At 38.6% G+C, this 22754-nt stretch carries 28 protein-coding genes; 15 read left to right on the forward strand and 13 right to left on the reverse strand.

Translation table 11 applies throughout. The features are described 5' to 3' along the window. Positions 1–163 precede the first annotated feature (163 nt). From cysZ to crr, 5 genes are all read left to right on the forward strand, one after another. On the forward strand, positions 164–916 hold the full coding sequence (cysZ, locus tag ED622_RS11780) for a sulfate transporter CysZ (RefSeq protein WP_122034237.1): 753 nt from the start codon (positions 164–166) through the stop codon (positions 914–916). 133 nt (positions 917–1049) lie between these two features. Then, positions 1050–2018, forward strand: coding sequence for a cysteine synthase A (cysK, locus tag ED622_RS11785; RefSeq protein WP_122034239.1), 969 nt, complete (start codon positions 1050–1052; stop codon positions 2016–2018). Positions 2019–2337: 319 nt separating this feature from the next. Continuing rightward, on the forward strand, positions 2338–2595 hold the full coding sequence (gene ptsH, locus ED622_RS11790; protein ID WP_045102671.1) for a phosphocarrier protein Hpr: 258 nt from the start codon (positions 2338–2340) through the stop codon (positions 2593–2595). A gap of 56 nt (positions 2596–2651) precedes the next feature. Next, complete coding sequence (ptsI, locus tag ED622_RS11795) at positions 2652–4376, forward strand: phosphoenolpyruvate-protein phosphotransferase PtsI (protein WP_122034241.1); 1725 nt, start codon at positions 2652–2654, stop codon at positions 4374–4376. 76 nt (positions 4377–4452) lie between these two features. Further along, positions 4453–4962, forward strand: a complete 510-nt coding sequence (gene crr / locus ED622_RS11800) for a PTS glucose transporter subunit IIA (RefSeq protein WP_045102673.1) — start codon at positions 4453–4455, stop codon at positions 4960–4962. Between the two features lie 318 nt (positions 4963–5280). On the opposite strand, the gene ED622_RS11805 is transcribed toward crr, so the two are convergent. The 3 genes from ED622_RS11805 to ED622_RS11815 all read right to left on the reverse strand — a co-directional run bounded on the left by ED622_RS11805 (position 5281) and on the right by ED622_RS11815 (position 7124). Next, positions 5281–6186 (reverse strand): Dyp-type peroxidase, encoded by a 906-nt coding sequence (locus ED622_RS11805; protein ID WP_122034243.1) that lies wholly within the window; start codon positions 6184–6186, stop codon positions 5281–5283. An 82-nt stretch (positions 6187–6268) separates the two neighbouring features. After that, a complete protein-coding gene (locus tag ED622_RS11810) occupies positions 6269–6661 on the reverse strand; it encodes a hypothetical protein (protein WP_122034246.1) in 393 nt (130 codons plus the stop codon). Positions 6662–6674: 13 nt separating this feature from the next. Beyond that, entirely contained in the window at positions 6675–7124 is a 450-nt protein-coding gene (locus tag ED622_RS11815) for a DUF2919 domain-containing protein (protein WP_122034248.1), read from the reverse strand. A gap of 200 nt (positions 7125–7324) precedes the next feature. On the opposite strand from ED622_RS11815, the gene ED622_RS11820 reads away from it, so the two are divergent. Further along, a complete protein-coding gene (locus ED622_RS11820; RefSeq protein ID WP_122034250.1) occupies positions 7325–7684 on the forward strand; it encodes a DUF2956 domain-containing protein in 360 nt (119 codons plus the stop codon). Positions 7685–7762: 78 nt separating this feature from the next. Here ED622_RS11820 and ED622_RS11825 read toward each other — a convergent pair whose 3' ends face one another. The 6 genes from ED622_RS11825 to napF all read right to left on the reverse strand — a co-directional run bounded on the left by ED622_RS11825 (position 7763) and on the right by napF (position 12350). Continuing rightward, positions 7763–7894: a TIGR02808 family protein gene (locus ED622_RS11825; protein WP_122034252.1), complete on the reverse strand. Its 132-nt coding sequence runs from the start codon at positions 7892–7894 to the stop codon at positions 7763–7765. Between the two features lie 9 nt (positions 7895–7903). Then, complete coding sequence (locus tag ED622_RS11830) at positions 7904–8479, reverse strand: NapC/NirT family cytochrome c (protein ID WP_060991610.1); 576 nt, start codon at positions 8477–8479, stop codon at positions 7904–7906. A 32-nt stretch (positions 8480–8511) separates the two neighbouring features. After that, on the reverse strand, positions 8512–8985 hold the full coding sequence (locus tag ED622_RS11835) for a nitrate reductase cytochrome c-type subunit (RefSeq protein WP_122034254.1): 474 nt from the start codon (positions 8983–8985) through the stop codon (positions 8512–8514). 76 nt (positions 8986–9061) lie between these two features. Continuing rightward, positions 9062–11551: a periplasmic nitrate reductase subunit alpha gene (napA, locus tag ED622_RS11840; RefSeq protein ID WP_122034256.1), complete on the reverse strand. Its 2490-nt coding sequence runs from the start codon at positions 11549–11551 to the stop codon at positions 9062–9064. Then, positions 11548–11820: a chaperone NapD gene (locus ED622_RS11845; protein WP_254052651.1), complete on the reverse strand. Its 273-nt coding sequence runs from the start codon at positions 11818–11820 to the stop codon at positions 11548–11550. The genes napA and ED622_RS11845 overlap by 4 nt, the downstream gene beginning before the upstream one ends. Before the next feature lie 11 nt (positions 11821–11831). Then, positions 11832–12350, reverse strand: coding sequence for a ferredoxin-type protein NapF (gene napF / locus ED622_RS11850; RefSeq protein WP_045102682.1), 519 nt, complete (start codon positions 12348–12350; stop codon positions 11832–11834). A gap of 188 nt (positions 12351–12538) precedes the next feature. Between napF and narQ the strand changes: the two genes are divergently transcribed. From narQ to ED622_RS11865, 3 genes are read left to right on the forward strand one after another with little or no spacing between them, the layout of a single operon-like run. Beyond that, a complete protein-coding gene (gene narQ, locus ED622_RS11855; protein WP_122034258.1) occupies positions 12539–14230 on the forward strand; it encodes a nitrate/nitrite two-component system sensor histidine kinase NarQ in 1692 nt (563 codons plus the stop codon). A 20-nt stretch (positions 14231–14250) separates the two neighbouring features. Then, complete coding sequence (locus ED622_RS11860; protein ID WP_122034260.1) at positions 14251–14862, forward strand: response regulator; 612 nt, start codon at positions 14251–14253, stop codon at positions 14860–14862. A 1-nt stretch (position 14863) separates the two neighbouring features. Beyond that, positions 14864–15193: a DUF4156 domain-containing protein gene (locus ED622_RS11865; protein WP_122034262.1), complete on the forward strand. Its 330-nt coding sequence runs from the start codon at positions 14864–14866 to the stop codon at positions 15191–15193. 100 nt (positions 15194–15293) lie between these two features. Here ED622_RS11865 and ED622_RS11870 read toward each other — a convergent pair whose 3' ends face one another. Next, positions 15294–15575: a helix-turn-helix domain-containing protein gene (locus ED622_RS11870; protein ID WP_122034264.1), complete on the reverse strand. Its 282-nt coding sequence runs from the start codon at positions 15573–15575 to the stop codon at positions 15294–15296. A 271-nt stretch (positions 15576–15846) separates the two neighbouring features. Here ED622_RS11870 and ED622_RS11875 point away from each other — a divergent pair, with 271 nt between their 5' ends. Genes ED622_RS11875 through ED622_RS11890 form a run of 4 tightly spaced genes read left to right on the forward strand, consistent with a single transcriptional unit; the run spans position 15847 to position 18308 of the window. After that, positions 15847–16194: an ArsC family reductase gene (locus tag ED622_RS11875; protein ID WP_162922513.1), complete on the forward strand. Its 348-nt coding sequence runs from the start codon at positions 15847–15849 to the stop codon at positions 16192–16194. Between the two features lie 54 nt (positions 16195–16248). Continuing rightward, entirely contained in the window at positions 16249–17382 is a 1134-nt protein-coding gene (dapE, locus tag ED622_RS11880) for a succinyl-diaminopimelate desuccinylase (protein ID WP_122034268.1), read from the forward strand. A 54-nt stretch (positions 17383–17436) separates the two neighbouring features. Beyond that, a complete protein-coding gene (locus ED622_RS11885; protein ID WP_122034270.1) occupies positions 17437–18105 on the forward strand; it encodes a M15 family metallopeptidase in 669 nt (222 codons plus the stop codon). A 2-nt stretch (positions 18106–18107) separates the two neighbouring features. Then, complete coding sequence (locus ED622_RS11890; RefSeq protein ID WP_122034272.1) at positions 18108–18308, forward strand: DUF2897 family protein; 201 nt, start codon at positions 18108–18110, stop codon at positions 18306–18308. Positions 18309–18344: 36 nt separating this feature from the next. Here the strand turns inward: ED622_RS11890 and bamC are convergent, their stop codons facing one another. After that, positions 18345–19397 (reverse strand): outer membrane protein assembly factor BamC, encoded by a 1053-nt coding sequence (gene bamC, locus ED622_RS11895; protein ID WP_122034274.1) that lies wholly within the window; start codon positions 19395–19397, stop codon positions 18345–18347. Between the two features lie 11 nt (positions 19398–19408). Further along, complete coding sequence (gene dapA, locus ED622_RS11900; RefSeq protein ID WP_122034276.1) at positions 19409–20290, reverse strand: 4-hydroxy-tetrahydrodipicolinate synthase; 882 nt, start codon at positions 20288–20290, stop codon at positions 19409–19411. Positions 20291–20563: 273 nt separating this feature from the next. Between dapA and ED622_RS11905 the strand changes: the two genes are divergently transcribed. Then, positions 20564–21094, forward strand: a complete 531-nt coding sequence (locus tag ED622_RS11905) for a glycine cleavage system protein R (protein WP_122034278.1) — start codon at positions 20564–20566, stop codon at positions 21092–21094. A 27-nt stretch (positions 21095–21121) separates the two neighbouring features. Next, complete coding sequence (gene bcp, locus ED622_RS11910) at positions 21122–21589, forward strand: thioredoxin-dependent thiol peroxidase (RefSeq protein WP_162922548.1); 468 nt, start codon at positions 21122–21124, stop codon at positions 21587–21589. 87 nt (positions 21590–21676) lie between these two features. Here the strand turns inward: bcp and ED622_RS11915 are convergent, their stop codons facing one another. Continuing rightward, a complete protein-coding gene (locus ED622_RS11915; protein ID WP_122034282.1) occupies positions 21677–22747 on the reverse strand; it encodes an AI-2E family transporter in 1071 nt (356 codons plus the stop codon). Between the last annotated feature and the right edge of the window lie 7 nt (positions 22748–22754).

Here is a 22754-nt window from a genome sequence, read left to right on the forward strand (position 1 = left end):
TAATGTACCAAATAATAGCCCCATTGTTGAATAACAAAATGAAAGTGGTGACATAAATCTTACATTTGAACAATTTGGACCGACTTTATTTACGGTAATTCCATTTATTTGTGCTTATTTTTGAGTATAGTGAATACATGATACACAACCGTAAATTTTGATTATGAATTCATTGAAACAAACTCAATCTGGTGTTCAGTACTTTTTTACTGGCATATCACTCGCAATGACACCAGGTATTCGTCGCTTTGTGTTTATCCCACTACTGATAAATTTTGTACTTTTAGGGGGATCGTTTTTTTATCTATTTAATCAAATTGGTGGCTGGATTGAACAGATCTTAGCTCAAATTCCAAGTTGGTTAAATTGGCTATCTTATATATTGTGGCCCCTTATTGTTATCAGTATTCTTGCCGTCTTCTCTTATTTCTTTAGTACCATTGCAAACTGGATAGCTGCACCATTCAATGGTTTATTAGCGGAACACTTAGAAGCAAAGTTAACCAATCAACCCGCTCCTGATGGTGGAGTTCTTGATGCTCTGAAAGATTTGCCACGGATCTTTACAAGAGAATGGCAAAAACTAAAATATTATCTACCAAAAGCATTAGGATTATTTATTCTATTTTTTATTCCTGCTATTGGTCAAAGTATCGCCCCTGTTTTATGGTTTTTGTTTACCGCTTGGATGATGGCAATTCAATATTGCGATTACCCATTTGATAATCACAAAGTGCCATTTGAAACTATGCGAGACGATTTAAAGACTAAGCGTGGGAAATGCTTATCTTTTGGTGCTTTAGTTACCCTGTTTACTATGACTCCAATTTTAAACCTATTTGTGATGCCGATTGCGGTTTGTGGCGCGACCGCTATGTGGGTCGATGTGTATCGTAATGAACATACAAACCGTTAATCCATAACTTATAACCTTTTGATCCTTTCTCATTTAAGTAACTCTTCGTATTCTAAATAGGTAGAGTTACTCAAAAGAGTACAAAAATCATAACCCATATAATCACGCTTACCGTAAAATGAAGGAACAGATCATGACAAAGATTTACGAAGATAATTCTCAAACGATTGGTAATACACCGCTAGTTCGCCTTAATCGTGTAAGTAAAGGTAACGTATTAGCAAAAGTTGAAGCTCGTAACCCAAGCTTTAGTGTTAAGTGTCGTATTGGCGCCAACATGATTTGGGAAGCAGAAAAAGCAGGTACGTTAAAAGAAGGGATTGAGCTTGTTGAGCCGACGTCAGGTAATACGGGTGTTGCTCTTGCTTTTGTTGCTGCCGCTCGTGGTTATAAACTAACACTAACAATGCCTGCATCAATGAGTCTTGAGCGCCGTAAACTGCTTAAAGCACTAGGCGCAAACCTAGTATTAACAGAAGCACCTAAAGGTATGGGTGGCGCGATCGCAAAAGCAGAAGAAATTGTAGCAAGCGATCCAAGTAAGTACCTTCTTCTTCAACAGTTTAATAACCCTGCAAACCCTGAGATCCACGAAAAAACGACAGGACCTGAGATCTGGGAAGCAACAGAAGGTAATGTTGATGTATTCGTTGCTGGTGTTGGTACTGGTGGTACATTAACAGGTACAAGTCGCTTCCTTAAACACACTAAGAATAAAGCGGTACTTTCAGTTGCGGTTGAACCAGCTGAGTCTCCAGTGATTGCTCAAGCGCTTGCTGGTGAAGAAATCAAACCTGCTCCACATAAGATCCAAGGTATTGGTGCTGGCTTTATTCCTGGAAACCTAGATTTAGCATTAATCGATCGCGTTGAAGCCGTAACTTCAGAAGATGCTATTGAAATGGCGCGTCGACTAATGGAAGAAGAAGGCATTTTAGCTGGTATCTCTTCTGGTGCTGCTGTGGTTGCAGCGAACCGTATTGCTGAGCTTCCAGAGTTTGCAGACAAACAAATTGTAGTGGTACTACCGAGTTCAGGAGAGCGCTACCTAAGTACTGCACTTTTTGCTGGTTTGTTTACAGAACAAGAAAACGAACAATAAATCTACGTTTTTCACGTGTTCAAATCAATTTTTCCTCCAAAAAAGCCCCTTATGGGGTTTTTTTGTTGATTTCATTTCACTCCTTAGTAATAATCTAGCCACTTTATTTTTAGGTGTAAAATAATTACAATCCAAGATAAAGTATCAACATTAGACTCGTTTAATGTTACAAAATAAGAAAGAATATATAAATTACTGTCGTTAACCTATTTACTCTTAGACGGATTGTTTCTGAGGCTGTGATGTGCGAAAGTACAGTCATAAACAGAATTGGTTAACGACATTAATTCAACATAAAATATAAATCGGGGTATACACAATGTATTCACAAGACGTAGTAATCACTGCAGAAAACGGCCTTCACACTCGTCCAGCGGCTCAGTTCGTTAAAGAAGCGAAAGGTTTTGATGCAAAAATCACTGTTACTTCTAACGGCAAAAGTGCAAGTGCTACTAGCCTTTTCAAACTTCAAACTTTAGGTCTAACTAAAGGTACTAACGTAACTATCTCTGCTGAAGGCGCTCAAGAGAAAGCTGCAGTAGACCACCTAGTTAAACTAATGGATGAGCTGCACTAATCAGCTTTTTCTTTATTATTCTCATTCTCTAATTTGATCAATGTTAAGGTAAAGCTATGATTTCAGGCATTCTAGCATCTCCAGGTATTGCTTTTGGTAAAGCATTATTACTTCAGGAAGATGAAATTGTCCTAAACAAAACTCCAATCTCTGAATCTCAAGTAGAAGCAGAAGTTAAATGTTTCTTTGACGCTAGAGCTAAGTCTTCTGAGCAATTAGAAGCGGTTAAAGCGAAAGCGCTAGCAACATTCGGCGAAGAAAAAGAAGCAATTTTTGAGGGGCATATAATGCTTCTTGAAGATGAAGAGCTAGAAGAAGAAATCTTAGCCCTTATCAAAGACGACAAGCTTGCTGCTGATTTTGCAATTTACTCTGTAATTGAAGAACAAGCTTGTGCTCTTGAATCTTTAGATGATGATTATCTAAAAGAGCGCGCTACAGATATCCGTGATATCGGTAGCCGCTTTGTTAAAAATGCACTAGGCATCAACATTGTTTCACTAAGTGATATCAATGAAGAAGTTATCCTAGTTGCTAACGATTTAACGCCTTCTGAAACAGCGCAAATCAACCTAGACTACGTTCTTGGTTTTGCTTGTGACATCGGCGGTCGTACATCTCATACTTCTATCATGGCGCGTTCTCTTGAACTTCCTGCTATCGTTGGTACTAACGATATCACTAAGCAAGTGAAAAACGGCGACATGCTAATTCTTGATGCGGTTAACAACAAAATTGTTATCAACCCATCAGAAGCAGAGCTAGCTGAATCTAAAAAAATCCGTGACACTTTAGTTGCAGAAAAAGAAGAACTAGCAAAACTTAAAGACCTACCAGCTATCACTCTAGATGGCCACCAAGTTGAAGTTTGCGGTAACATCGGTACAGTTAAAGACTGTGACGGTATCATCCGTAACGGCGGCGAAGGTGTTGGTCTGTATCGTACAGAATTCCTATTCATGGATCGTGATGCACTTCCTACTGAAGAAGAGCAATATGTTGCTTATAAAGAAGTAGCAGAAGCGATGCATGGTGAGCCAGTGATCATCCGTACTATGGATATCGGTGGTGATAAAGATCTACCATACATGGATCTTCCTGAAGAGATGAACCCATTCTTAGGATGGCGTGCAATCCGTATCAGTTTAGACCGTCGTGAAATTCTACGTGACCAATTACGTGGTATTTTACGTGCATCTGCACACGGTAAACTGCGTATAATGTTCCCAATGATCATTTCTGTTGAAGAAATCCGTGAGCTGAAAAAAGCAATCGAAGAATACAAAGTAGAACTTCGAGCTGAAGGCCTAGCATTTGACGAAAGCATCGAAATCGGTGTAATGGTTGAAACGCCAGCAGCTGCTGCAATTGCACATCACTTAGCGAAAGAAGTTAGCTTCTTCTCTATCGGTACTAACGATTTAACACAATATACTCTTGCTGTTGACCGTGGTAACGAAATGATTTCTCACCTATACAACCCACTATCTCCAGCGGTTCTGCTTGTAATTAAGCAAGTAATCGACGCTTCTCACAAAGAAGGCAAGTGGACTGGTATGTGTGGCGAGCTAGCGGGTGATGAGCGTGCAAGTTTACTTCTTCTAGGTATGGGTTTAGACGAATTCAGCATGAGCGGTATCTCTATCCCTCTTGTTAAGAAAATCGTTCGTAACACAAACTTTGCGGCAGTAAAAGCAATGGCAGATGAAGCTCTTCAAATGCCTACAGCAGCAGAAATTGAAGCACACGTTGAAAAATTTATCGCAGAAAATACTAAGTAATAGTATAGTTGCAAAGAATTAAATATAGCCACTAAGTTTTAGTGGCTATTTAATATAAACTTTAGGGAGCTACACAATGGGTCTGTTTGACAAAATTAAAAGCGCATTTTCTTCTGAAAGCGCTGACGCTGGTGCTATCGACATCATCGCACCTCTTTCTGGTGAAATTGTAAACATCGAAGATGTGCCAGACGTAGTGTTCGCTGAAAAAATCGTTGGTGACGGTATTGCTATCAAACCTGCTGGCAACAAAATGGTTGCTCCAGTAAACGGTACAATCGGTAAAATCTTCGAAACTAACCACGCTTTCTCTATCGAATCTAACGACGGCATCGAGCTTTTCGTTCACTTCGGTATCGATACTGTTGAACTTAAAGGTCAAGGCTTTACTCGTATCGCTGAAGAAGGCCAAGAAGTTAAAGCTGGCGACACTGTAATCGAATTTGATCTTGCGTACCTAGAAGAGCACGCTAAATCAACGCTTACTCCAGTTGTTATCTCTAACATGGACGAAATCAAAGAGCTTACTAAGCTTTCTGGTGCTGTTACTGTTGGTGAATCTCCAGTTCTTAAAGTAACTAAATAACCTTTCCTAATCGATTGATTTAGTTTACACAAGACATTAAAAAGGCCGCTGTTATCTCTTAGAGAAAACAGCGGCCTTTTTGTATCTGCCCTAATATAAATAATCAAGCAAATACCATTATTTCTAATGGTACCTACTTATACCAATCGTAGTAAATAACTGATCACCCTAGCTGGTTAAAATGCTCGATAACTGCGTTGAATTTTTTGATTGTAGAATAACTACTTATCAAAAAAATTCGTCTTGTTCTCAAGCATTTTTCCTGCGCTATTTCTGATCACTTACTTACTGTGATTGGTATTAAACTTTAGAGCAAAATTATTTAACTTTTAGCTCAGCGAACATTTCTTGTGATGGTGCGAAGAAATAACCACCAGTAACAGCATCTGTAAAGCGTAATAGTTGATCTGTTTTACCATCGATTTCACCGTACATGCTATCTAACATAACCTGGAAGTTATGAACAGAATGACAGTATGCGATGAACAATAAACCATGATCGCCAGAAACTGAGCCGTATGGCAAGCTATGACGTAAAATCTTAACGCCTTTACCATCTTCTTTAATATCTACTCGACCTACGTGAGAGGCTGCTGGAACGTCCTCTAGCTCTATTGAATCAGGCTTAGTACGACCAATAACTTTTTCTTGTGCAGATACAGATAAACGATTCCATGCCGGGATCTTGTGAATGAATCGTTGGCACATCATGTAACTGCCACCCGCAAATTCACCATCAGCAATTAATGCCACTTCTGCACGCGCTTCATTTTTTGGATTTTCAGTGCCATCAATAAAGTCGGTCATATCACGAGAATCTAAAAAACGATAACCAGACACTTCTTCTTTGATTTCAACATGCTCAGAAATAACATTCATCAGTTTACGTAAAATATAGAAGTGTAAATCGTGGCGGTTTGAGTGGATATGAATATAAACATCACCATGGGTTGCGGGAGCAATTATATCGCCTTTACCCAATTGCTTAAATTTAGCCAATTCAGAAGGCATAGGTGCGGATAATGTAGACCAGAAATCTGCGCCAAAAGAGATCGCGCTACTTAAATTTGCGCCTGGTTGCTCTTCGTTTAATTCAGAGATTAAAGATGGCAGTGATTGTAACTGCTCAAGAACAAGCTGAGGATTACTGTTAATATTTATCGTTACATATAATGCAAAGCGATCTGGTTCTGGCAGTAGTGCCGTTTGAGGGGTGTAAGACATGAACTCAGTTCCTTTCTATTTTGAATTAACTGAGTCCATTATATGTAATAAATCATGGGATTGTTTGATAATTAATAAGAGTTTATGAAGAAATCACTTCTACTGATAATTTTACGGTTTCTTTTGCTGAAGAATCAGAAACCATATAGGATTCTTGATTGTTAAGTTTAGTAATTATAGTGGGTGCACATAACACTCTCACCCGACCTTCACTCTCTTCTTCTACCACACGAAAAGCTATTTCTACATTCTCTGCGTCGATGTTCTTAATCTCAGCCCATGCTTTAACTTGAGACTGTTTATCAATTGAATTAAACACCAATGTTTCTTCACCCAATACCAATGAAGATGATGAATTTGTCATATATTGTAAATTAGGGCGATTAATCTCTAACCCAACATCTAATTGCCAATCCGCCATTGCTAACGGACTTAATAAAGCACTAAATAATAGCGCACTTGTTGATAAATCCATTGTCGACTCCTCTTTAAGTCAAACTAAAGCATATTTTTACTCTCTTACTACGAAGTAAAAAAATTAAAAACCAACTAAGAAGCAAGATAAGAACTGCACTGCTTAATTGAAACTCTCCTCGATTAATCACAACCGATTTAATTAACATTATGAGATCGATAAGTACCATCATAATAGTTAGCCATCGACCTTGCTTCCAAAGGGTGAGCATAAAAGGGCGTGTGGGCTTTTTAAAGCTGCTTAACCACATAAAAAAGACAATCGGTAAGCTTAGATATAAACTTGTATACAGACTTGAATGGCTTGGATAAAACAGTGAAAGTAAATCTGCGCCTTGTTCTCGACTCGCTCCTGCCATTACAAAAACAACAACAGAGCGGATTAATAGTGCCCAACCGAACCATAACCAGATCGGTGGTTTTAACCAGCCATGTTCGTCATATGCATCAAATGAATACTGCATTTTTCTACCTTAAAAATAACTATCTTCTTAGTAGACTTGTTCAGCTTACTAAAATGATTAAAAATAACGATTAGATAAAATTAAAACTTTGAGCTCACAACGGTTCAAAGATCAAAAGCAATGTTGCCATCACACTTTGCATCGCTTACTGTTTATGTATATATGCACATACTCCAAATTGTTTAAAATAAAGAATAATTATGACAAATAATAAAAAAACCAATGAGACCGTTTCAGTTGAATCCCAACAAGAAGCGATGAAGATAGCTAAAGCTACACAAAAACCGGCACAAACAAAAGAACAAACCAAATTGATTGCTCAAGGAATAGAAAAAGGAATTACTCTTTATAAGAAGCAGCAAAAAGAGAGAGCAAGAGAAGCGGATAAGTTAAAGAAAAAAACACAGCGTCAAAAGCAAAATAATTCAGCCTCTGCAACACTAGAAGAGAAGAAAATCCAGCAGGAAAATATCACGACAGAAACGAATAAAACCTTACCTTGGATTCTATTGGCTGTAAGCTGGGCAGGCTTTATTTATTATACTGTACTTGGCATTTAACCCACTAAAAAACAATAAAAAAAGAGATGAACAATAAGCTCATCTCTTTTTTATTTTACTAATACGTAAGTAAATTAACTATTCTTTATCGGCTTTAAGTGATAACACCCAAATAGATAACACAGCAACAGCAACAAACCCACCAAGGATAATACTAGGCATTGCAATGTAACCTAACGTATGCCAAATAACAGACTCTAATGTACTCATGCTATCTCCTTACCAACCTTCAACGCCAGACATGTCAGGCAGTTTATGAGCAATACCTTTATGACAATCTACACAGGTTTTATCGCCTGATGCTAATGCCGTTGAGTGTTGCTTCGCACTACGAGGTCCTTGCTCTGAGAAATCCATGTAGTTAAATTCATGGCAGTTACGACACTCTTGGGAGTTATTCTCTTTCATTCGGTGCCATTCTCGTTCAGCTAGATGACCACGACGTTCTTTGAATTTCTCTTCAGTATCAATCGTTTTAGTTACGTAATGCGCAAACAATTCTTTTGATGCTTGAACTTTACGTACGATTTTATCTGTCCAGTTATGAGGTACGTGACAATCAGAACAGATAGCACGAACTCCTGAACGGTTTGAGTAGTGAATCGTTTCTTGGATCTCTTTAACGATTGGTGCGTGACAGCCAGAACAGAATTCTTCTGTGTTGGTTGCTTCCATACCAGTGTTAAATGCGCCCCAGAAAAGTAAACCACCCATAAAGCCCATAAATAGGACAATACCTACTGCCGCTTTACTTGGAGATGAAAAACGCTTCCAAAATGCTTTTAATAATTTCATGTATAGCCTCTCTTAACTTTATTGGCTATCAACTAGCGCAATGAGTCCACACGTTCAAATTCATTCTCAACTAATGGTTTTGCATCAGCTTGAGGGACGTGACATTGTAGACAGAAGTAACGACGAGGCGATACATCTGAAAGTACAGCATCTTCACGATTCACATAGTGCGTAACACTGATCTTCGTTGCACCCATTTCTTTTGCATTTTTCCAGCTATGACATGATAAACATTTGTTCGCGTTTAATGACACTTCATAGTTACGAATCGTATGAGGAACTAATGGTGGCTGGTATACATAATCGCTTTCTAATGCATGATCACGAGGAAAACGTTTAAAATCATCTGCTGGACGCGTTGTTTCTAACTCAGACGCACCACGCAGTGACTCTACGCCACCGATGCCACCCGGATTGTTTAACTCCGTAGTTTGTTCAGTTTCCGCTTGTACTGCGCCAGCAAACAAAAGTCCAACTGACATAAGCGCTATAATGAATTTTTTCATTCTAATTTCTCCGCCTTAAGGCAAACTCTTTGAAATAGGCTACTCACGTCTTAGTCAGTAACCTACCTATTAGTAATTAAGCAATTTTAGTGATCTTAACTGGGCACTTCTTATAATCTGTCTGTTTAGACAGAGGATCGGTAGCATCCAAAATCAATTTGTTAATTAAGATGCGAGCATCAAAGAATGGTACAAATACCAATCCTTTAGGCGGACGGTTACGACCTCGTGTTTCAACACGAACTCGAACTTCACCACGTTTATTAGAAATTAATACTTCATCGCCACGACGCAAATTACGCTCCTTCGCATCAGCAGGATGAATATAACAAAGCGCATCAGGAACAGCTTTATAAAGCTCAGGAACACGACGTGTCATAGTACCTGTATGCCAATGCTCAAGAACACGACCAGTACATAACCACATATCAAACTCATCACCAGGAACTTCTGGTGGCGCTTCATATGGTGCAGAGATAATTAATGCTTTACCATCAGGCTTTCCATAGAAGTCCCAATCAGACCCTTTTTTCGCGTATGGATCTGACCCCTCTTTAAAGCGCCATAATGTTTCTTTGCCATCAACTACAGGCCAACGTAAACCACGTACATTATGGTATGTATCATATGGTGCTAAATCGTGACCATGGCCACGACCAAACGTAGCGTATTCTTCAAATAGACCTTTTTGTACGTAGAAACCTTGATCTTTCGCATCATCGTTTAGCTCTTGAGCTTCTGACAATGGGAAGGCATCAACATTACCGTTTTTGTAAAGTACGTCATACATAGTTTTACCACGGAATTCAGGTGCTTTAGCTAATAGCTCTTCGCCCCACACTTCTTCTACTGTGAAGCGTTTTGAGAATTCCATGATTTGCCATAAATCAGATTTAGCTTCGCCTTTTGCTTGTACTTGTTGGTACCAAGCTTGAGTACGACGTTCAGCATTACCATAAGCACCTTCTTTTTCTACCCACATTGCTGTTGGAAGAATAAGATCCGATGCTTGAGCTGTTGCAGTTGGGTATGGGTCAGAACATACAATGAAGTTTTCTGGGTTACGGTAACCTGGTAAACGTTCAGTGTTAATGTTTGGGCCCGCTTGCATGTTGTTATTACACATTACCCAATAAGCGTTAATCTTGCCGTCTTTAAGCATGCGGTCTTGAACAACGGCGTGTGCGCCTGGCTTGCCATTCAATGTACCTTCAGGTAGTTTCCAGATTTTTTCTGAAATTGCACGGTGCTTAGGATTAGCAACAACCATGTCTGCAGGTAGACGATGTGAGAATGTACCTACTTCACGAGCTGTACCACATGCTGAAGGTTGACCAGTCAATGAGAATGGGCTATTACCCGGCGTTGAAATTTTACCCGTTAACAAGTGAATGTTATAAACAAGGCTGTTCATCCAAACACCACGAGTGTGTTGGTTCATACCCATTGTCCATAAAGACATTACTTTTGTTTTTGGATCCGCATACTGCTTAGCTAGAGTGATCAGATCGTCTTCTGATACACCTGACATTTCAGATGCTTTTTTCGCTGTGTATGGTGCAACTGATGCTTTATATTCCTCAAAACTGATTGAGCTCATCGCTCCAGAATTAGGATTTTCCGCTTTCATTTGTAGCGGATCAGTATCACGAAGACCATAGCCAATATCTGTTGTTGCTTGCTTGAAGTTCGTGTGTTTATTTACGAAGTCCCAGTTTACTGCATCGTTTTGAATGATGTAGTTAGCAATGAAGTTAGCAATGGCAAGGTCAGATTGAGGTTCAAAAATATACCCTTTATCTGCTAACTCAAATGAACGGTGGTAGTAAGTAGATAATACGTTCACTTTAACGTGTGGATTACTTAAACGACGATCTGAAATACGAGTCCATAGTACTGGGTGCATTTCTGCCATGTTTGAGCCCCACAGAACAAAAGAGTCTGCGTGTTCAAAGTCATCGTAACAACCCATTGGTTCATCAATACCGAATGTACGCATAAACGCACCTACCGCTGAAGCCATACAGTGACGAGCATTTGGATCGATGTTATTTGAACGGAAGCCTGCTTTCATCAATTTAACGGCTGCGTAGCCTTCCATTACCGTCCACTGACCTGAACCAAACATACCAACACCTGTTGGACCATGCTTTTTCAGAGCGGCTTTCCACTTCTCAGCCATTGTGTCAAAAGCAACGTCCCAAGAAACAGGAGCAAAGTCACCTTCTTTGTCGTATTGACCATCAGTCATACGCAACATTGGCGTTTGAAGGCGATCTTTTCCGTACATAATTTTAGATAGGAAGTAACCTTTGATACAGTTAAGACCTTTGTTTACAGGTGCTTCTGGATCACCTTGAGTCGCAACAACGCGACCGTTTTGAGTGCCCACAAGAACAGAACAACCAGTACCACAAAAACGACAAGGCGCTTTATCCCATTTAATTTTTGTTTGGTCAGAACTAACGATTAAATTAGTTGCTGATGCTGGTAAAGTAATACCTGCTACAGCTGCAGCTGATGCTGCGGCGTTTGCTTTAACAAACGCACGTCTTGTCATTTTCATGATTCATCCTCACATTGCGAATCAAAGTGCTCGATTTGGTGGAAAACTAAAGCGACATTTAGAATCCCTTCGAAGTCATTTATTTTATCTATTGAATCTGTAATGTATCCTTGGTTTTCAGTTTCAAGAACAACAATCAATTTGCCCTCTTCACTTTCTCCATGGATCTCTGTATTCGGTAGTGCCAGTATTTTTTCTTTTGTTTGTTCTAAAAATTCAGGTTTAACATGAACCACTAAACTTGAAATATGAACTTCATTTTCAGGCAAATTTTCTAACATTATGTTTGCTCTTCCAGTGTCATGCTAATAGCAGAAGTAGGGCAAGCAGCAATGCACCCCCCACAACCATTACACACATCTAAGTTAATTTGAGGCTGAGCGACATTTCCCAGCACCAATTGAAAACGTATAGCTTGTGTTTCACACATATCGCTACAACTACGACATTCAACCGATTGTTTCGCTAAACAACTTTCATTTATAGATACTTTATGAGAGAAAGCTGTAGCAACAGTTAAATCAAATAAGTTTTCAGGGCAACTTTGAGCACATCCTTCACAGAAGGTACATTCACCCTTGGTAAAGTCGACAATGGGAAAACCACCATCACCTTTAACAATTATGTTTTCTTCACAGGCAGCAATACATTTTTCACATTGAGTACATTGAGAAACAAAACTTGCTTCATTGCCTACCCAAGGTAGCCGCTGCTGTATTAAAGGATGTATCTTTTTCTTATTAGAGAAACGACTGAAAAGACCACGTTTAGAATGGTCAATTGTATTTTTTTGACTCATCTATTCACATCTCCTTTCGTCTATTCATATTTTTATATGTGGCATATTAAGTTTTGTCATATTTATTGATATACCTCATAATGGTTAAACAGTGGGTATACTTGTTCTGGATCAATTTTTAAAACAATTAAAAACAACAGAATAGGCCTAATTTGCCTTTTATTAATCATAGGTCACACATAACAAATATGAAACACAAGAAGACCTCAATTTTAACAAAAACCATTGCTCAAGTGATGTTATGGATTGTAATAATATCAATTGTGACAACTAGCCTAGCTTTGATGACGCTATCCTCCAGTATAAAAGATGCTGAGGCCGTTAATATTGCGGGGTCTTTACGTATGCAAAGCTACCGATTGGCTTTTGATATTGAAACCAACTCACCAGAACTTATAGCGCATTTAGAGAAATTTTCTGAATCGATAGAATCCCCTTCTTTTAAAACACTAGATCAATGGTTTGTTCCTGATGATATTGAAGGCTATTACGAAGATATTCGATTACAGTGGCATTCGTTGCATCCCTCGCTACTTAGTGATAATAAACAGATCTACCTTAATAAAGTCTCTAACTTTGTTGATGAAATTGATCGCTTTGTATTTCGTCTGCAAGAATTCTCAGAACGAAAATTGCAGCTTTTATCATTTATAGGTGCGCTTGGTTTATCGTTAATCGTCTTTTTAAGTGTTTTTATTATCTTCTTTACCCAACGAAAAATCGTAAGCCCACTTCATCATTTAGTTGCTGCAAGTAAAGCTATGACCAGCGGCAACTACTCTGTTCAGGTCAATTTAAAAAGTGACAATGAATTAGGTCAACTAAGTGATTCATTCAATCATATGGCAAAGCAAGTTGACCTTAGCTATAAAGAGCTAGAAAGCAGAGTTGAAGATAAAACAAAAAAACTGAGCCAAGCCAACCGTTCATTAACAACACTCTATCAGTGCTCCCAACAGCTATCCGCTTCTCAACTTGACGAACAGGTCTTTAAAAATATTTTAGATACCTTTGTTAATATCGAAGGGATTACCAGTGCTCGATTAATTGTTGAAGAAGAGTCTGGTGGAGATTGGGAAATTACGAGTGGAGAATCAAACACTTCACCTTGGAGCTTGCAAGAGCTATCTATTGATGGAGAACAACTTGGTTATTTACTGTGGCAATTTTCTCTTCCTTGTCCAGATCAAAAATTGATCATTAATATCGCAAATATTCTTGCTCGTGGCGTTTTTTATAACCAAGTTCAAAAACAAACCCACCAATTAATTCTTTTAGAAGAGCGCTCAGCCATTGCTCGTGAACTGCATGATTCATTAGCACAATCTTTATCTTATTTAAAGATTCAAACCACCTTGTTGAAACGACGATTATCAGCATGCGATTGTAAAAATACAGGCAATACATTAATAGAATTAGATGAAGGGCTTAAAAGTGCCTATACTCAATTAAGAGAATTGCTTAATACCTTTAGGCTAACGATTAATAAAGCCCATTTTGGTGAGGCTTTACAAGAAATAACCACCACATTATCAGCACAAACCGAAATAAATATTAGAGTAAATAATGAGCTACCATCTTTACCCATAAATGCTCAACAGCATGTTCATTTATTACAATTAATTCGTGAAGCTACATTAAATGCCATCAAACACTCAAAAGCTGATAATATTATCATTACGTGTTTTCAAGAAGGTGAGCAAGGCTACATTAACATTGAAGACGATGGGGTAGGATTTGACCCTAGTAAAGAAAAAATAAATCATTATGGATTAAGAATAATGCAAGAGCGCGCTACCTGTGTTCGTGGCAATTTATCCATATCCTCTGAATTAGAACACGGTTGTACAGTGAACGTTACGTTTCCACTTAACCAATAAAGCAATAGAAGGTACAAATTATGTGGAATGTTGTAATCGTTGATGATCACCCGTTAATGCGTCGTGGTATTGGTCAACTACTCTCTTTTGAAGAAGAATTTACCTTAATAGGTGAAGCAAGTAATGGTACCGATGCCGTAGCTCTAATTTCTCAAGATGAACCTGACTTAGTTTTACTTGATTTAAATATGAAGGGAATGTCAGGTTTAGATACTCTTCATGCCTTAAGAAATGAAGGCGTTACTTGTCCAGTCGTTATATTAACGGTTTCAGACAATAAACAAGATATCAAAACCTTAGTTAAAGCCGGTGCTGATGGCTACTTATTGAAAGACAGTGAGCCTGATGAGCTGATTTCATTATTAAAAGAAGCGATGAAAGGCGGAAAAGCTTACTCTGAACAAGTAAAAGCATGTTTGGAACAAGAAAATAACGGTGATGATAAATTAGCTCACTTAACCGCTCGTGAATTAGAGATCTTACAAAATGTAGCAAAAGGGATGCGTAACAAACAAGTTGCAGACAAACTCTTTATCTCTGAAGCTACCGTTAAAGTTCACATGAAAAGTTTATTAAAAAAACTGAATGTAAAATCACGAGTTGCCGCGACATTAATTTACTTAGACTCATAATATGAAATTACTGATAACAGGACTGTTAAGTCTCTTTTTACTTAGTGGCTGCCAACTAACAACGCAACCAATGAGTGATGAATCCGAAACCATTGCACTTCATTACAATGATAATGCGGCTAAAGGCTGCACGGAAGTGGGAACAGTGACAGGAAGTGAAGGTCATTGGTATACCTTCTTCTTTATATCAAATAAAGACTTAATGATTGCCGCCGTTAATGACGTAAAAAACGAGGCTCAAACATTAGGAGCCAACACCGTAGTCCTTCAAGACCCAATGGCATTTAATACATCAGTAACCTTACTTGGCTCTGCTTATACTTGCCCATAGGTATTTTTAGTTCTAACTAAACCTCATTCATAAAAAATAAAAACGCCAACAATTATGTTGGCGTTTTTATTCAATCCTCAGCACAGTTAAAAGCACTGTGCTAATGATATAAAGTTGATGCGATCTCATCTTCTCGTGAGCATACCCAATCTGGATCATACGGCCCCCAATCTGAAAGACGATAATAACCGTCATTATGACGACGACCATCTTGCACAAACATTAACTCGATACCAATCCCAGGCAAAGCTTTCAATACATCTTGAATCGTACGACGAGGCCAACCTGTTAACTCGACAAGCTTAGGCACATTTGGCCTTTCTAAATTATGTACCAACAACGCTAAATATAAGCGCCTGGCAAACACTGGATTCAACTCCATTGATACCTCCTGATTTAATAAGAGTAATTATTAATCATTCAGTATTAATGATGTTGAGGTTGATCAACTAATTACGAAAATATACTTACAATTTCACTAATAAACACATAAATCTGCATTTCTTGTAATTAATTTTCATAACTATCATTACTCATCACCCTATAATCATCCAATATTAACCAGTAAAATACTAAATAACGCCTAGCCTCTGGCGTATTTGATCAAATCTAGTTATAAATAGACCATAATTAATAACATAATGAAGAAAGTCATGACTGCAATTTACGGAATTAAAAACTGCGACACCATTAAAAAATGCAAAAAATGGTTAGAAGCAAACGACATCGATTTTACTTATCATGATTACCGCACTGACGGTATTGATAAAGAAATGGTTACCACTTTTGTTCAACAATTAGGGTGGGAGAACGTAGTTAATAAACGTGGTACCACTTATCGTCAACTGAGTGACGAACAAAAAAACACGTTAAATGAAGAGAATGCGATTGAACTATTACTGGAAATGCCAGCAATGATCAAACGTCCTGTTCTTATTCATAATGATGCATACCATTTAGGCTTTAAGCCAGCTCAATACGAAGCGCTATTTAACGTTTAGTTTACTGTGCCATTTAACTCTATGGCCAATTTAAAAGAAGTAAAGGAATACATAATGTCAGATACCCCAACATTAGCACTTGCTAAAGATCTATTAAGCCGTCAATCCATCACTCCTGAAGATGCCGGCTGCCAAGAGCTAATGATTAAACGCTTAGAAGCACTTGGCTTTACTATTGAAATCATGGTTTTTGAAGATACAACTAACTTTTGGGCCCGCCGTGGTACAGAAGCACCCTTGTTTACTTTTGCAGGTCACACTGATGTCGTTCCTACTGGATCGTTAGATCATTGGAATACTGACCCGTTTGAACCAACGATTATTGATGGCATGCTATACGCACGTGGCGCAGCAGATATGAAGGGCTCACTGGCTTGTATGATTGTTGCCGTTGAGCGTTTTGTTGCTGAGCACCCAGACCATAAAGGTTCAATTTCTTTTTTGATCACTTCAGATGAAGAAGGTCCATTTATTAATGGCACAACTCGTGTGGTTGATACGCTAAAAGAGCGTAATGAAATTATTGATATGTGTATTGTTGGTGAGCCATCAAGCACAGATCATGTGGGTGATGTTGTGAAAAATGGCCGTCGCGGATCTCTAACTGGTAATCTAACGGTTAAGGGAATTCAAGGGCACGTTGCTTATCCGCATATTGCTCGAAATCCTATTCATCAAGCAATGCCAGTATTAACTGAATTAGCAATGACGGAGTGGGATAAAGGCAATGATTACTTCCCTCCAACCAGTTTCCAAATACCAAATATAAATGGGGGAACTGGGGCATCAAATGTGATCCCTGGCGATGTCGAAGTAATGTTTAACTTTCGCTTTAGCACAGAGTCAACAGTGGAAAGTTTGCAACAACGTGTTATTGATACATTAAATAAACACGATTTAGAGTATGACTTAAATTGGATCATCAATGGCCTGCCATTCTTAACCGATACTGGCGATCTACTCACTGCTGTTGTTGATGCTGTTGATACGGTTAATCAGCAAAAACCTCAACTATTAACCACTGGTGGCACATCTGATGGCCGTTTCATTGCACAAATGGGCTCTCAGGTTATTGAGCTTGGTCCAGTTAATGCTACGATTCATAAAGTAAATGAATGTGTAAAAGTAGATGATTTAGAAAAGCTAACGGATATGTATCAAGAAGTGCTTAATAATCTACTTGCCTAATCAATTTGGGTATATGATAAGAGGGTAACTCCTCTTATCATTGTTTGGTGATTTATGAATAATCAAGAACTTACCGGCTTATCTAGCCAACACCTCTCCTTTGTTGTGCCGCACCGTCAACTTCACCATGATTGTATTTTATCTTTCCAATCTTTAGAAAAAGCAGCATTAGAGGCTGGTTTTACCCTCACTATCGCGAGTAGTTTCCGTGATTTTGAACGCCAGTTGATGATTTGGAATAATAAGTTCAATGGTATTCGTCCAATTTCAGGTGAAGATGGTCAACCCATTGATAGCAGTAAAATGAGTGATATTGAAAAGATTCACGCCATTATGCGTTGGTCAGCACTTCCAGGTTCTAGCCGTCATCACTGGGGGACCGATCTTGATGTTTATGCCTCAAATACACTTCCAGAAGGAGTAAACCTTCAACTTGAACCTTGGGAGTACGATACCGGTCATCAAGCAACCTTCAGTTTCTGGCTAAAAGAAAACGCACCAACGCACGGTTTCTTCTTCCCTTACAATACTGACCGAAAAGGAGTGGCTATTGAACCTTGGCATATCAGTCATAGAGAGAAAAGTGCTGAGCTAATGACAATGCTAACGCCTGATGTACTTTTAAATGTTTGGAAAGACGTCGACTTGGCAGGAAAAGACACTATCATTAAACATATTGATACAATATTTGTACGCTACGTAACTAATATCAATAAGGAGTGAATATGGAATGGTTAATGAACCCTTGGGTTATCATCGTTATTGTTTTAAGTGTTGTCATTGGTAATCTTGCCGCTTTAAAAGCCACTGCGAATATGAAATTTAAGCACACAAAAAAAACGGTCTCTCCTCAAGAGAAAGAGGATAAATCAGAGCAAGAAACAACAATACAGCAAAAAGAAGATGAAAAAAAAGACGCTCAGTAAAATGAGCGCCTTTTGCTGATAAATTAACGGGTAAGTTTACTCTTCAGACTTTTCTTCTTTCGGCATATTATTTGATTTTTCGATCATCGCCGCTAGAACAGGAACCACTGAATCAAGCGTGGCTTCATCTACAGGTTTCCCTCCAGCATCGGTCACATTAATTGAAGTACGGTTGCCTAAGTCACCCAATAGAAGATTATAAGTGCTGCCTTCAAAAGAGAGGGGTTTAGTTCCTATCTCTTGCCAGAACTCATCATCAGGTTCTTTATATTTAACTTCAATTGTTCCTTGAGAACGGTTTCTGTCTTCAATCGTTAGTCCCATCATTGGCAATAACTCACCAAGACGCTCCCAGAAGATATTATATGGTGCACGAGCAATAATGATTGGTAAACCACTTCTATCTTGCCCCATAGAGATAGGAATGCGCTTCACTAGCTCTTCCGCACGAATACGGGCTTCTTCACGTAACTGCTCATCATAAGCTGACGTCACTAAATTGGTAATTAGAATGTTATAACGAGCTTTATTGGCTTGAGTAACATCCATTTTCTTGCCATCTACTTGCCAATCAATCAGAGAAATTTGGAAACCAAAACGGTTATTCTGTTTTAATTTAACAATTTTATAGCGCGCACCAAACTCATGGTCTTCATCTTCTGAATTCCATTTTAGCCAATCGGTTTCTAATTCAGAGTCATTTTGTGTGATTAAACCAATATCACGCTTCTCAATTAAAGTTAACACCGTTTGCCAAAGCTTATCGACATCTTCTTTTTTAACAAGCCATACTGTCACCTCACCCTTTTGCTCTTCAATGCGAGCGCCAGGGATCAATTCAAGCACTTGCTGAGGCGGTCTAATATCGACATCCTTACCAATACCACCAACATACTCCCCTTTAGGGATATCATATTGAGGATAAAATTCAGGTTTTGCCTCTGCTGGTTGCTGCCACTCTTTTAAAGGTGGTGTTTCCAAGTACTTAAAATCTTGCTTAGCTTGGCGACGCTCTGTTGGACTGCTTGAACATGCTGATAAAACCGCAATCATCAATGATCCAACAACAAAGCGAGTGTTCACTTTCATTTTCAATCCTATTACTTCAACACACCTGAACGAATCAAAGCTTGTTCAACAATTGGTTGTGCTGACAGGCTTAATTCCGTAAGTGGTAAACGAATATCTGGGTGAGTAATCATACCTAAACGATGCGTAGCCCATTTTACAGGCATTGGATTCGCTTCAATGAATAAATCTTTGTGTAATGGCATTAAGCGTTGGTTAATTACTTCAGCTTCTTCAAACTTACCTTGAGCTGCTAACGCGAACATGGTTGCCATCTCTTTTGCAGCAATATTTGAGGTCACTGAAATAACACCGTGGCCACCTAATTTTACAAAATCAAGCGCCGTAGCATCATCGCCACTCAGTTGGATAAAGTTTTCACCACAAAGTTCACGAGTAAGTGCAATTCGGTCTAAATCTGCGGTCGCATCTTTTAACGCAACAATGTTTTCAAACTCTGACAGACGAGCAACGGTTTCAGGTAATAAATCAACCGCGGTACGACCTGGAACATTATAAAGAATTTGAGGAATATCTGTTGCTTCAGAGATCGCTTTATAATGTAGGAATAACCCTTCTTGTGTTGGCTTATTATAATAAGGTGTCACACTTAAACAGCCAGCAACGCCTGAGTCATGAAAAAGTTTACTAAACGTTACTGCTTCATGTGTTGCATTTGCGCCAGTTCCTGCAATAACAGGAATGCGCCCATCAGCAAACTCAAGAGTCTTCATTACAAGCTTGACATGCTCTTCTACACTTAATGTCGCTGACTCACCTGTTGTACCAACAGCAACGATGCCATTTGTACCAGCATCAATATGATAATCAACAAGGTTTTTTAAACTAGTGTAATCGACTTCACCATCGGTATCGAGTGGTGTAACTAATGCGACAATGCTACCTGAGAACATATCCTTCTCCCTTTTTTCTTAGCCTGAATGTGCGAATAGATTCTGTTATTCATTAATATCATTGCAAAGAGTCATCATCCTTGACCATATAAAGCCATATGGTTTTCGTCTTCTATGCAATAAGCAGAATCATTCAATCAATATTCCTCAAGGATATTACATAAGAGCCTCTGTTGTAGAGTCTTTTTTTTGACGATTGTCCACTATTGCTTGCTTATCACACAATCACTTGCGTGTTAGTATTAGGTTATCTTTTTCAATAACGAGTTTTTTATGCCTCAACACCTTGTAATTACCGCTGTCGGCACTGACAGACCAGGTATCTCTAATAAGGTGACTCGTCTTGTCACCGACTCAAGCTGTAATATTGTTGATAGCCGTATTGCATCATTTGGTAGTGAGTTTACATTAATCATGTTGTTGTCTGGTACAGCAAATGCGATTTCTCGTATTGAAAATACCTTGCCTTTACTTGGGCAAAAACACGATTTAATCACTATGATGAAGCGAACCTCTCCTCATCAAGATAGAGATATTTTTTATACCATTGATGCCTTTGTTGAATCAGAAGATCGCCCAGGCCTCACTGAGAAATTTACTGATTTTTTAGCCAATCGCGATATCGATTTAAAAACCTTAAGTGCTCAAACACTTAAAAAAGGCGAGAACCAAAATACATTTCAAATTCAAATTACCGCAGAAATTTTTAAAGAGTGCCACATCATTGAGATACAAGAGCAGTTTGAAGCGCTATGTGCCTCACTCAATGTAAGCGGTAAGATAAACTTTTATAAAACTAATTAGAAAACACAGTCAAAAGGAAATATCATGATAACGCCATTAGCAGCAGGCTCACCTGCACCCGACGTATCACTTCTTGATCAAAATGGAGAATCAATTTCTCTTTCTGATTTACAAGGAAAGAAAGTTCTATTTTATTTCTACCCAAAAGCAATGACGCCAGGATGTACCGTTCAAGCTCAAGGTCTTCGTGACATTAAAGCGGAGTTAGATGCCCATAACGTCGTTACACTTGGGGTAAGTATTGATCCTGTTAAACGTTTAGGAAAATTCATCGAACGTGATGAGCTGAACTTTACGTTGTTATCAGATGAAGATCATACTGCTGCAGATGCCTTTGGCGTATGGGGTGAGAAGAAGTTTATGGGTAAAGTGTACGATGGATTACATCGTATTAGCTTTCTAATTAACGAAGAAGGCGTGATTGAACACGTGTTCAATAAATTCAAAACTAAGACTCATCATGAAGTCGTTTTGGATTATTTAAACAATAAATAAGCTAAACGAAAAGTAATCGTTTTTAAAAGCTCAAAACAAGAAAGGCGGTGCTCATCAAAAGCACCGCCTTTCTTTTATTTATTTACTTTATGATGCTTTATTAAATACTTCATCCGTTGCAGGTAACGCTTTCCAAACCGCTTTAACCAATGTCGCTAACGGAATAGCAAAGAAGACGCCCCAGAACCCCCACAAACCACCAAATACAAGCACCGATACAATGATCGCCACTGGGTGCAGATTAACGGCCTCTGAGAATAGGACTGGCACTAATACATTGCCATCTAATGCCTGAATGATCCCATAAGCAAGTACTAACCAATAGAAATCAGGGGTTAATCCCCATTGGAATAACGCCACAATCGCAATCGGCACAGTAACTGCAGCAGCACCTATATATGGGATAAGTACTGAGAATCCGACCATTACGGCTAATAGCAGTGAATAGCGCAAATCCATGATGAAGAAAGTAATGTAGCTCACCCCGCCGACAATGATAATTTCAACCACTTTCCCGCGAATATAATTACTAATCTGCTCATTCATCTCAACCCATACTTTGGTCGCTAAACGACGGTTTTGAGGAAGGATGTTACTCATGGTTGCCACCATCTCTTCTTTATCTTTTAATAAGAAGAAAACCAGCAGCGGAACAAGGATCAAATATACCCCTAATGCAGCAATACTAACTAATGATGCCAATGAGCCTTTAACCATGGTTTCACCCATGCCAAGTACTTTGCCACGTAATGTATCTAATAAAGTATCAATCGATTGAGGCTGAATGAACTCTGGATAACGTTCAGGAAGGCTTGATAAGAAATTATGCAACCCATTAAACATTGATGGCATATCATTAATTAAATTACCTATTTGATTCCAAATATTTGGCACCAATCCAAAAACAGCCATTAACATCACACTGATAAACAGAATAATCACTAACATTACAGAGAGGGTTCTTGGTATGCCAAGTTTAGTGAGCTTAACCACTGGCCATTCAAGTAAATACGCCAAAACGATGGCAACTAAAAGAGGGGCGATAAGATGGCCAAAGAAATAAATCGTAATAAAACCAACGATAAGAATGGCAACAAGGCTAACGGCGTGTGGATCTGAAAAGCGGCGTTTATACCACTTTGTAACCATATCTAACATATTAAGT

Origin of the sequence: Aliivibrio sp. EL58, assembly GCF_900312675.1 — a bacterium.
Lineage (GTDB): Bacteria > Pseudomonadota > Gammaproteobacteria > Enterobacterales > Vibrionaceae > Aliivibrio.

Bases quoted from the DNA above. Each gene is read 5' to 3' on its own strand.
- ED622_RS11835 (WP_122034254.1), bottom strand. From the start codon at position 8,985: ATGAAAAAATTCATTATAGCGCTTATGTCAGTTGGACTTTTGTTTGCT.
- ED622_RS11885 (WP_122034270.1), top strand. From the start codon at position 17,437: ATGAATAATCAAGAACTTACCGGCTTATCTAGCCAACACCTCTCCTTT.
- ED622_RS11805 (WP_122034243.1), bottom strand. From the start codon at position 6,186: ATGTCTTACACCCCTCAAACGGCACTACTGCCAGAACCAGATCGCTTT.
- dapA (WP_122034276.1), bottom strand. From the start codon at position 20,290: ATGTTCTCAGGTAGCATTGTCGCATTAGTTACACCACTCGATACCGAT.
- ED622_RS11820 (WP_122034250.1), top strand. From the start codon at position 7,325: ATGACAAATAATAAAAAAACCAATGAGACCGTTTCAGTTGAATCCCAA.
- ED622_RS11810 (WP_122034246.1), bottom strand. From the start codon at position 6,661: ATGGATTTATCAACAAGTGCGCTATTATTTAGTGCTTTATTAAGTCCG.
- ED622_RS11860 (WP_122034260.1), top strand. From the start codon at position 14,251: ATGTGGAATGTTGTAATCGTTGATGATCACCCGTTAATGCGTCGTGGT.
- bamC (WP_122034274.1), bottom strand. From the start codon at position 19,397: ATGAAAGTGAACACTCGCTTTGTTGTTGGATCATTGATGATTGCGGTT.
- ED622_RS11875 (WP_162922513.1), top strand. From the start codon at position 15,847: ATGACTGCAATTTACGGAATTAAAAACTGCGACACCATTAAAAAATGC.
- dapE (WP_122034268.1), top strand. From the start codon at position 16,249: ATGTCAGATACCCCAACATTAGCACTTGCTAAAGATCTATTAAGCCGT.
- cysK (WP_122034239.1), top strand. From the start codon at position 1,050: ATGACAAAGATTTACGAAGATAATTCTCAAACGATTGGTAATACACCG.
- ED622_RS11825 (WP_122034252.1), bottom strand. From the start codon at position 7,894: ATGAGTACATTAGAGTCTGTTATTTGGCATACGTTAGGTTACATTGCA.
- cysZ (WP_122034237.1), top strand. From the start codon at position 164: ATGAATTCATTGAAACAAACTCAATCTGGTGTTCAGTACTTTTTTACT.
- ED622_RS11890 (WP_122034272.1), top strand. From the start codon at position 18,108: ATGGAATGGTTAATGAACCCTTGGGTTATCATCGTTATTGTTTTAAGT.
- ptsH (WP_045102671.1), top strand. From the start codon at position 2,338: ATGTATTCACAAGACGTAGTAATCACTGCAGAAAACGGCCTTCACACT.
- ED622_RS11915 (WP_122034282.1), bottom strand. From the start codon at position 22,747: ATGTTAGATATGGTTACAAAGTGGTATAAACGCCGCTTTTCAGATCCA.
- napA (WP_122034256.1), bottom strand. From the start codon at position 11,551: ATGAAAATGACAAGACGTGCGTTTGTTAAAGCAAACGCCGCAGCATCA.
- ED622_RS11870 (WP_122034264.1), bottom strand. From the start codon at position 15,575: ATGGAGTTGAATCCAGTGTTTGCCAGGCGCTTATATTTAGCGTTGTTG.
- ED622_RS11905 (WP_122034278.1), top strand. From the start codon at position 20,564: ATGCCTCAACACCTTGTAATTACCGCTGTCGGCACTGACAGACCAGGT.
- ED622_RS11830 (WP_060991610.1), bottom strand. From the start codon at position 8,479: ATGAAATTATTAAAAGCATTTTGGAAGCGTTTTTCATCTCCAAGTAAA.
- ED622_RS11865 (WP_122034262.1), top strand. From the start codon at position 14,864: ATGAAATTACTGATAACAGGACTGTTAAGTCTCTTTTTACTTAGTGGC.
- ptsI (WP_122034241.1), top strand. From the start codon at position 2,652: ATGATTTCAGGCATTCTAGCATCTCCAGGTATTGCTTTTGGTAAAGCA.
- ED622_RS11815 (WP_122034248.1), bottom strand. From the start codon at position 7,124: ATGCAGTATTCATTTGATGCATATGACGAACATGGCTGGTTAAAACCA.
- crr (WP_045102673.1), top strand. From the start codon at position 4,453: ATGGGTCTGTTTGACAAAATTAAAAGCGCATTTTCTTCTGAAAGCGCT.
- napF (WP_045102682.1), bottom strand. From the start codon at position 12,350: ATGAGTCAAAAAAATACAATTGACCATTCTAAACGTGGTCTTTTCAGT.
- narQ (WP_122034258.1), top strand. From the start codon at position 12,539: ATGAAACACAAGAAGACCTCAATTTTAACAAAAACCATTGCTCAAGTG.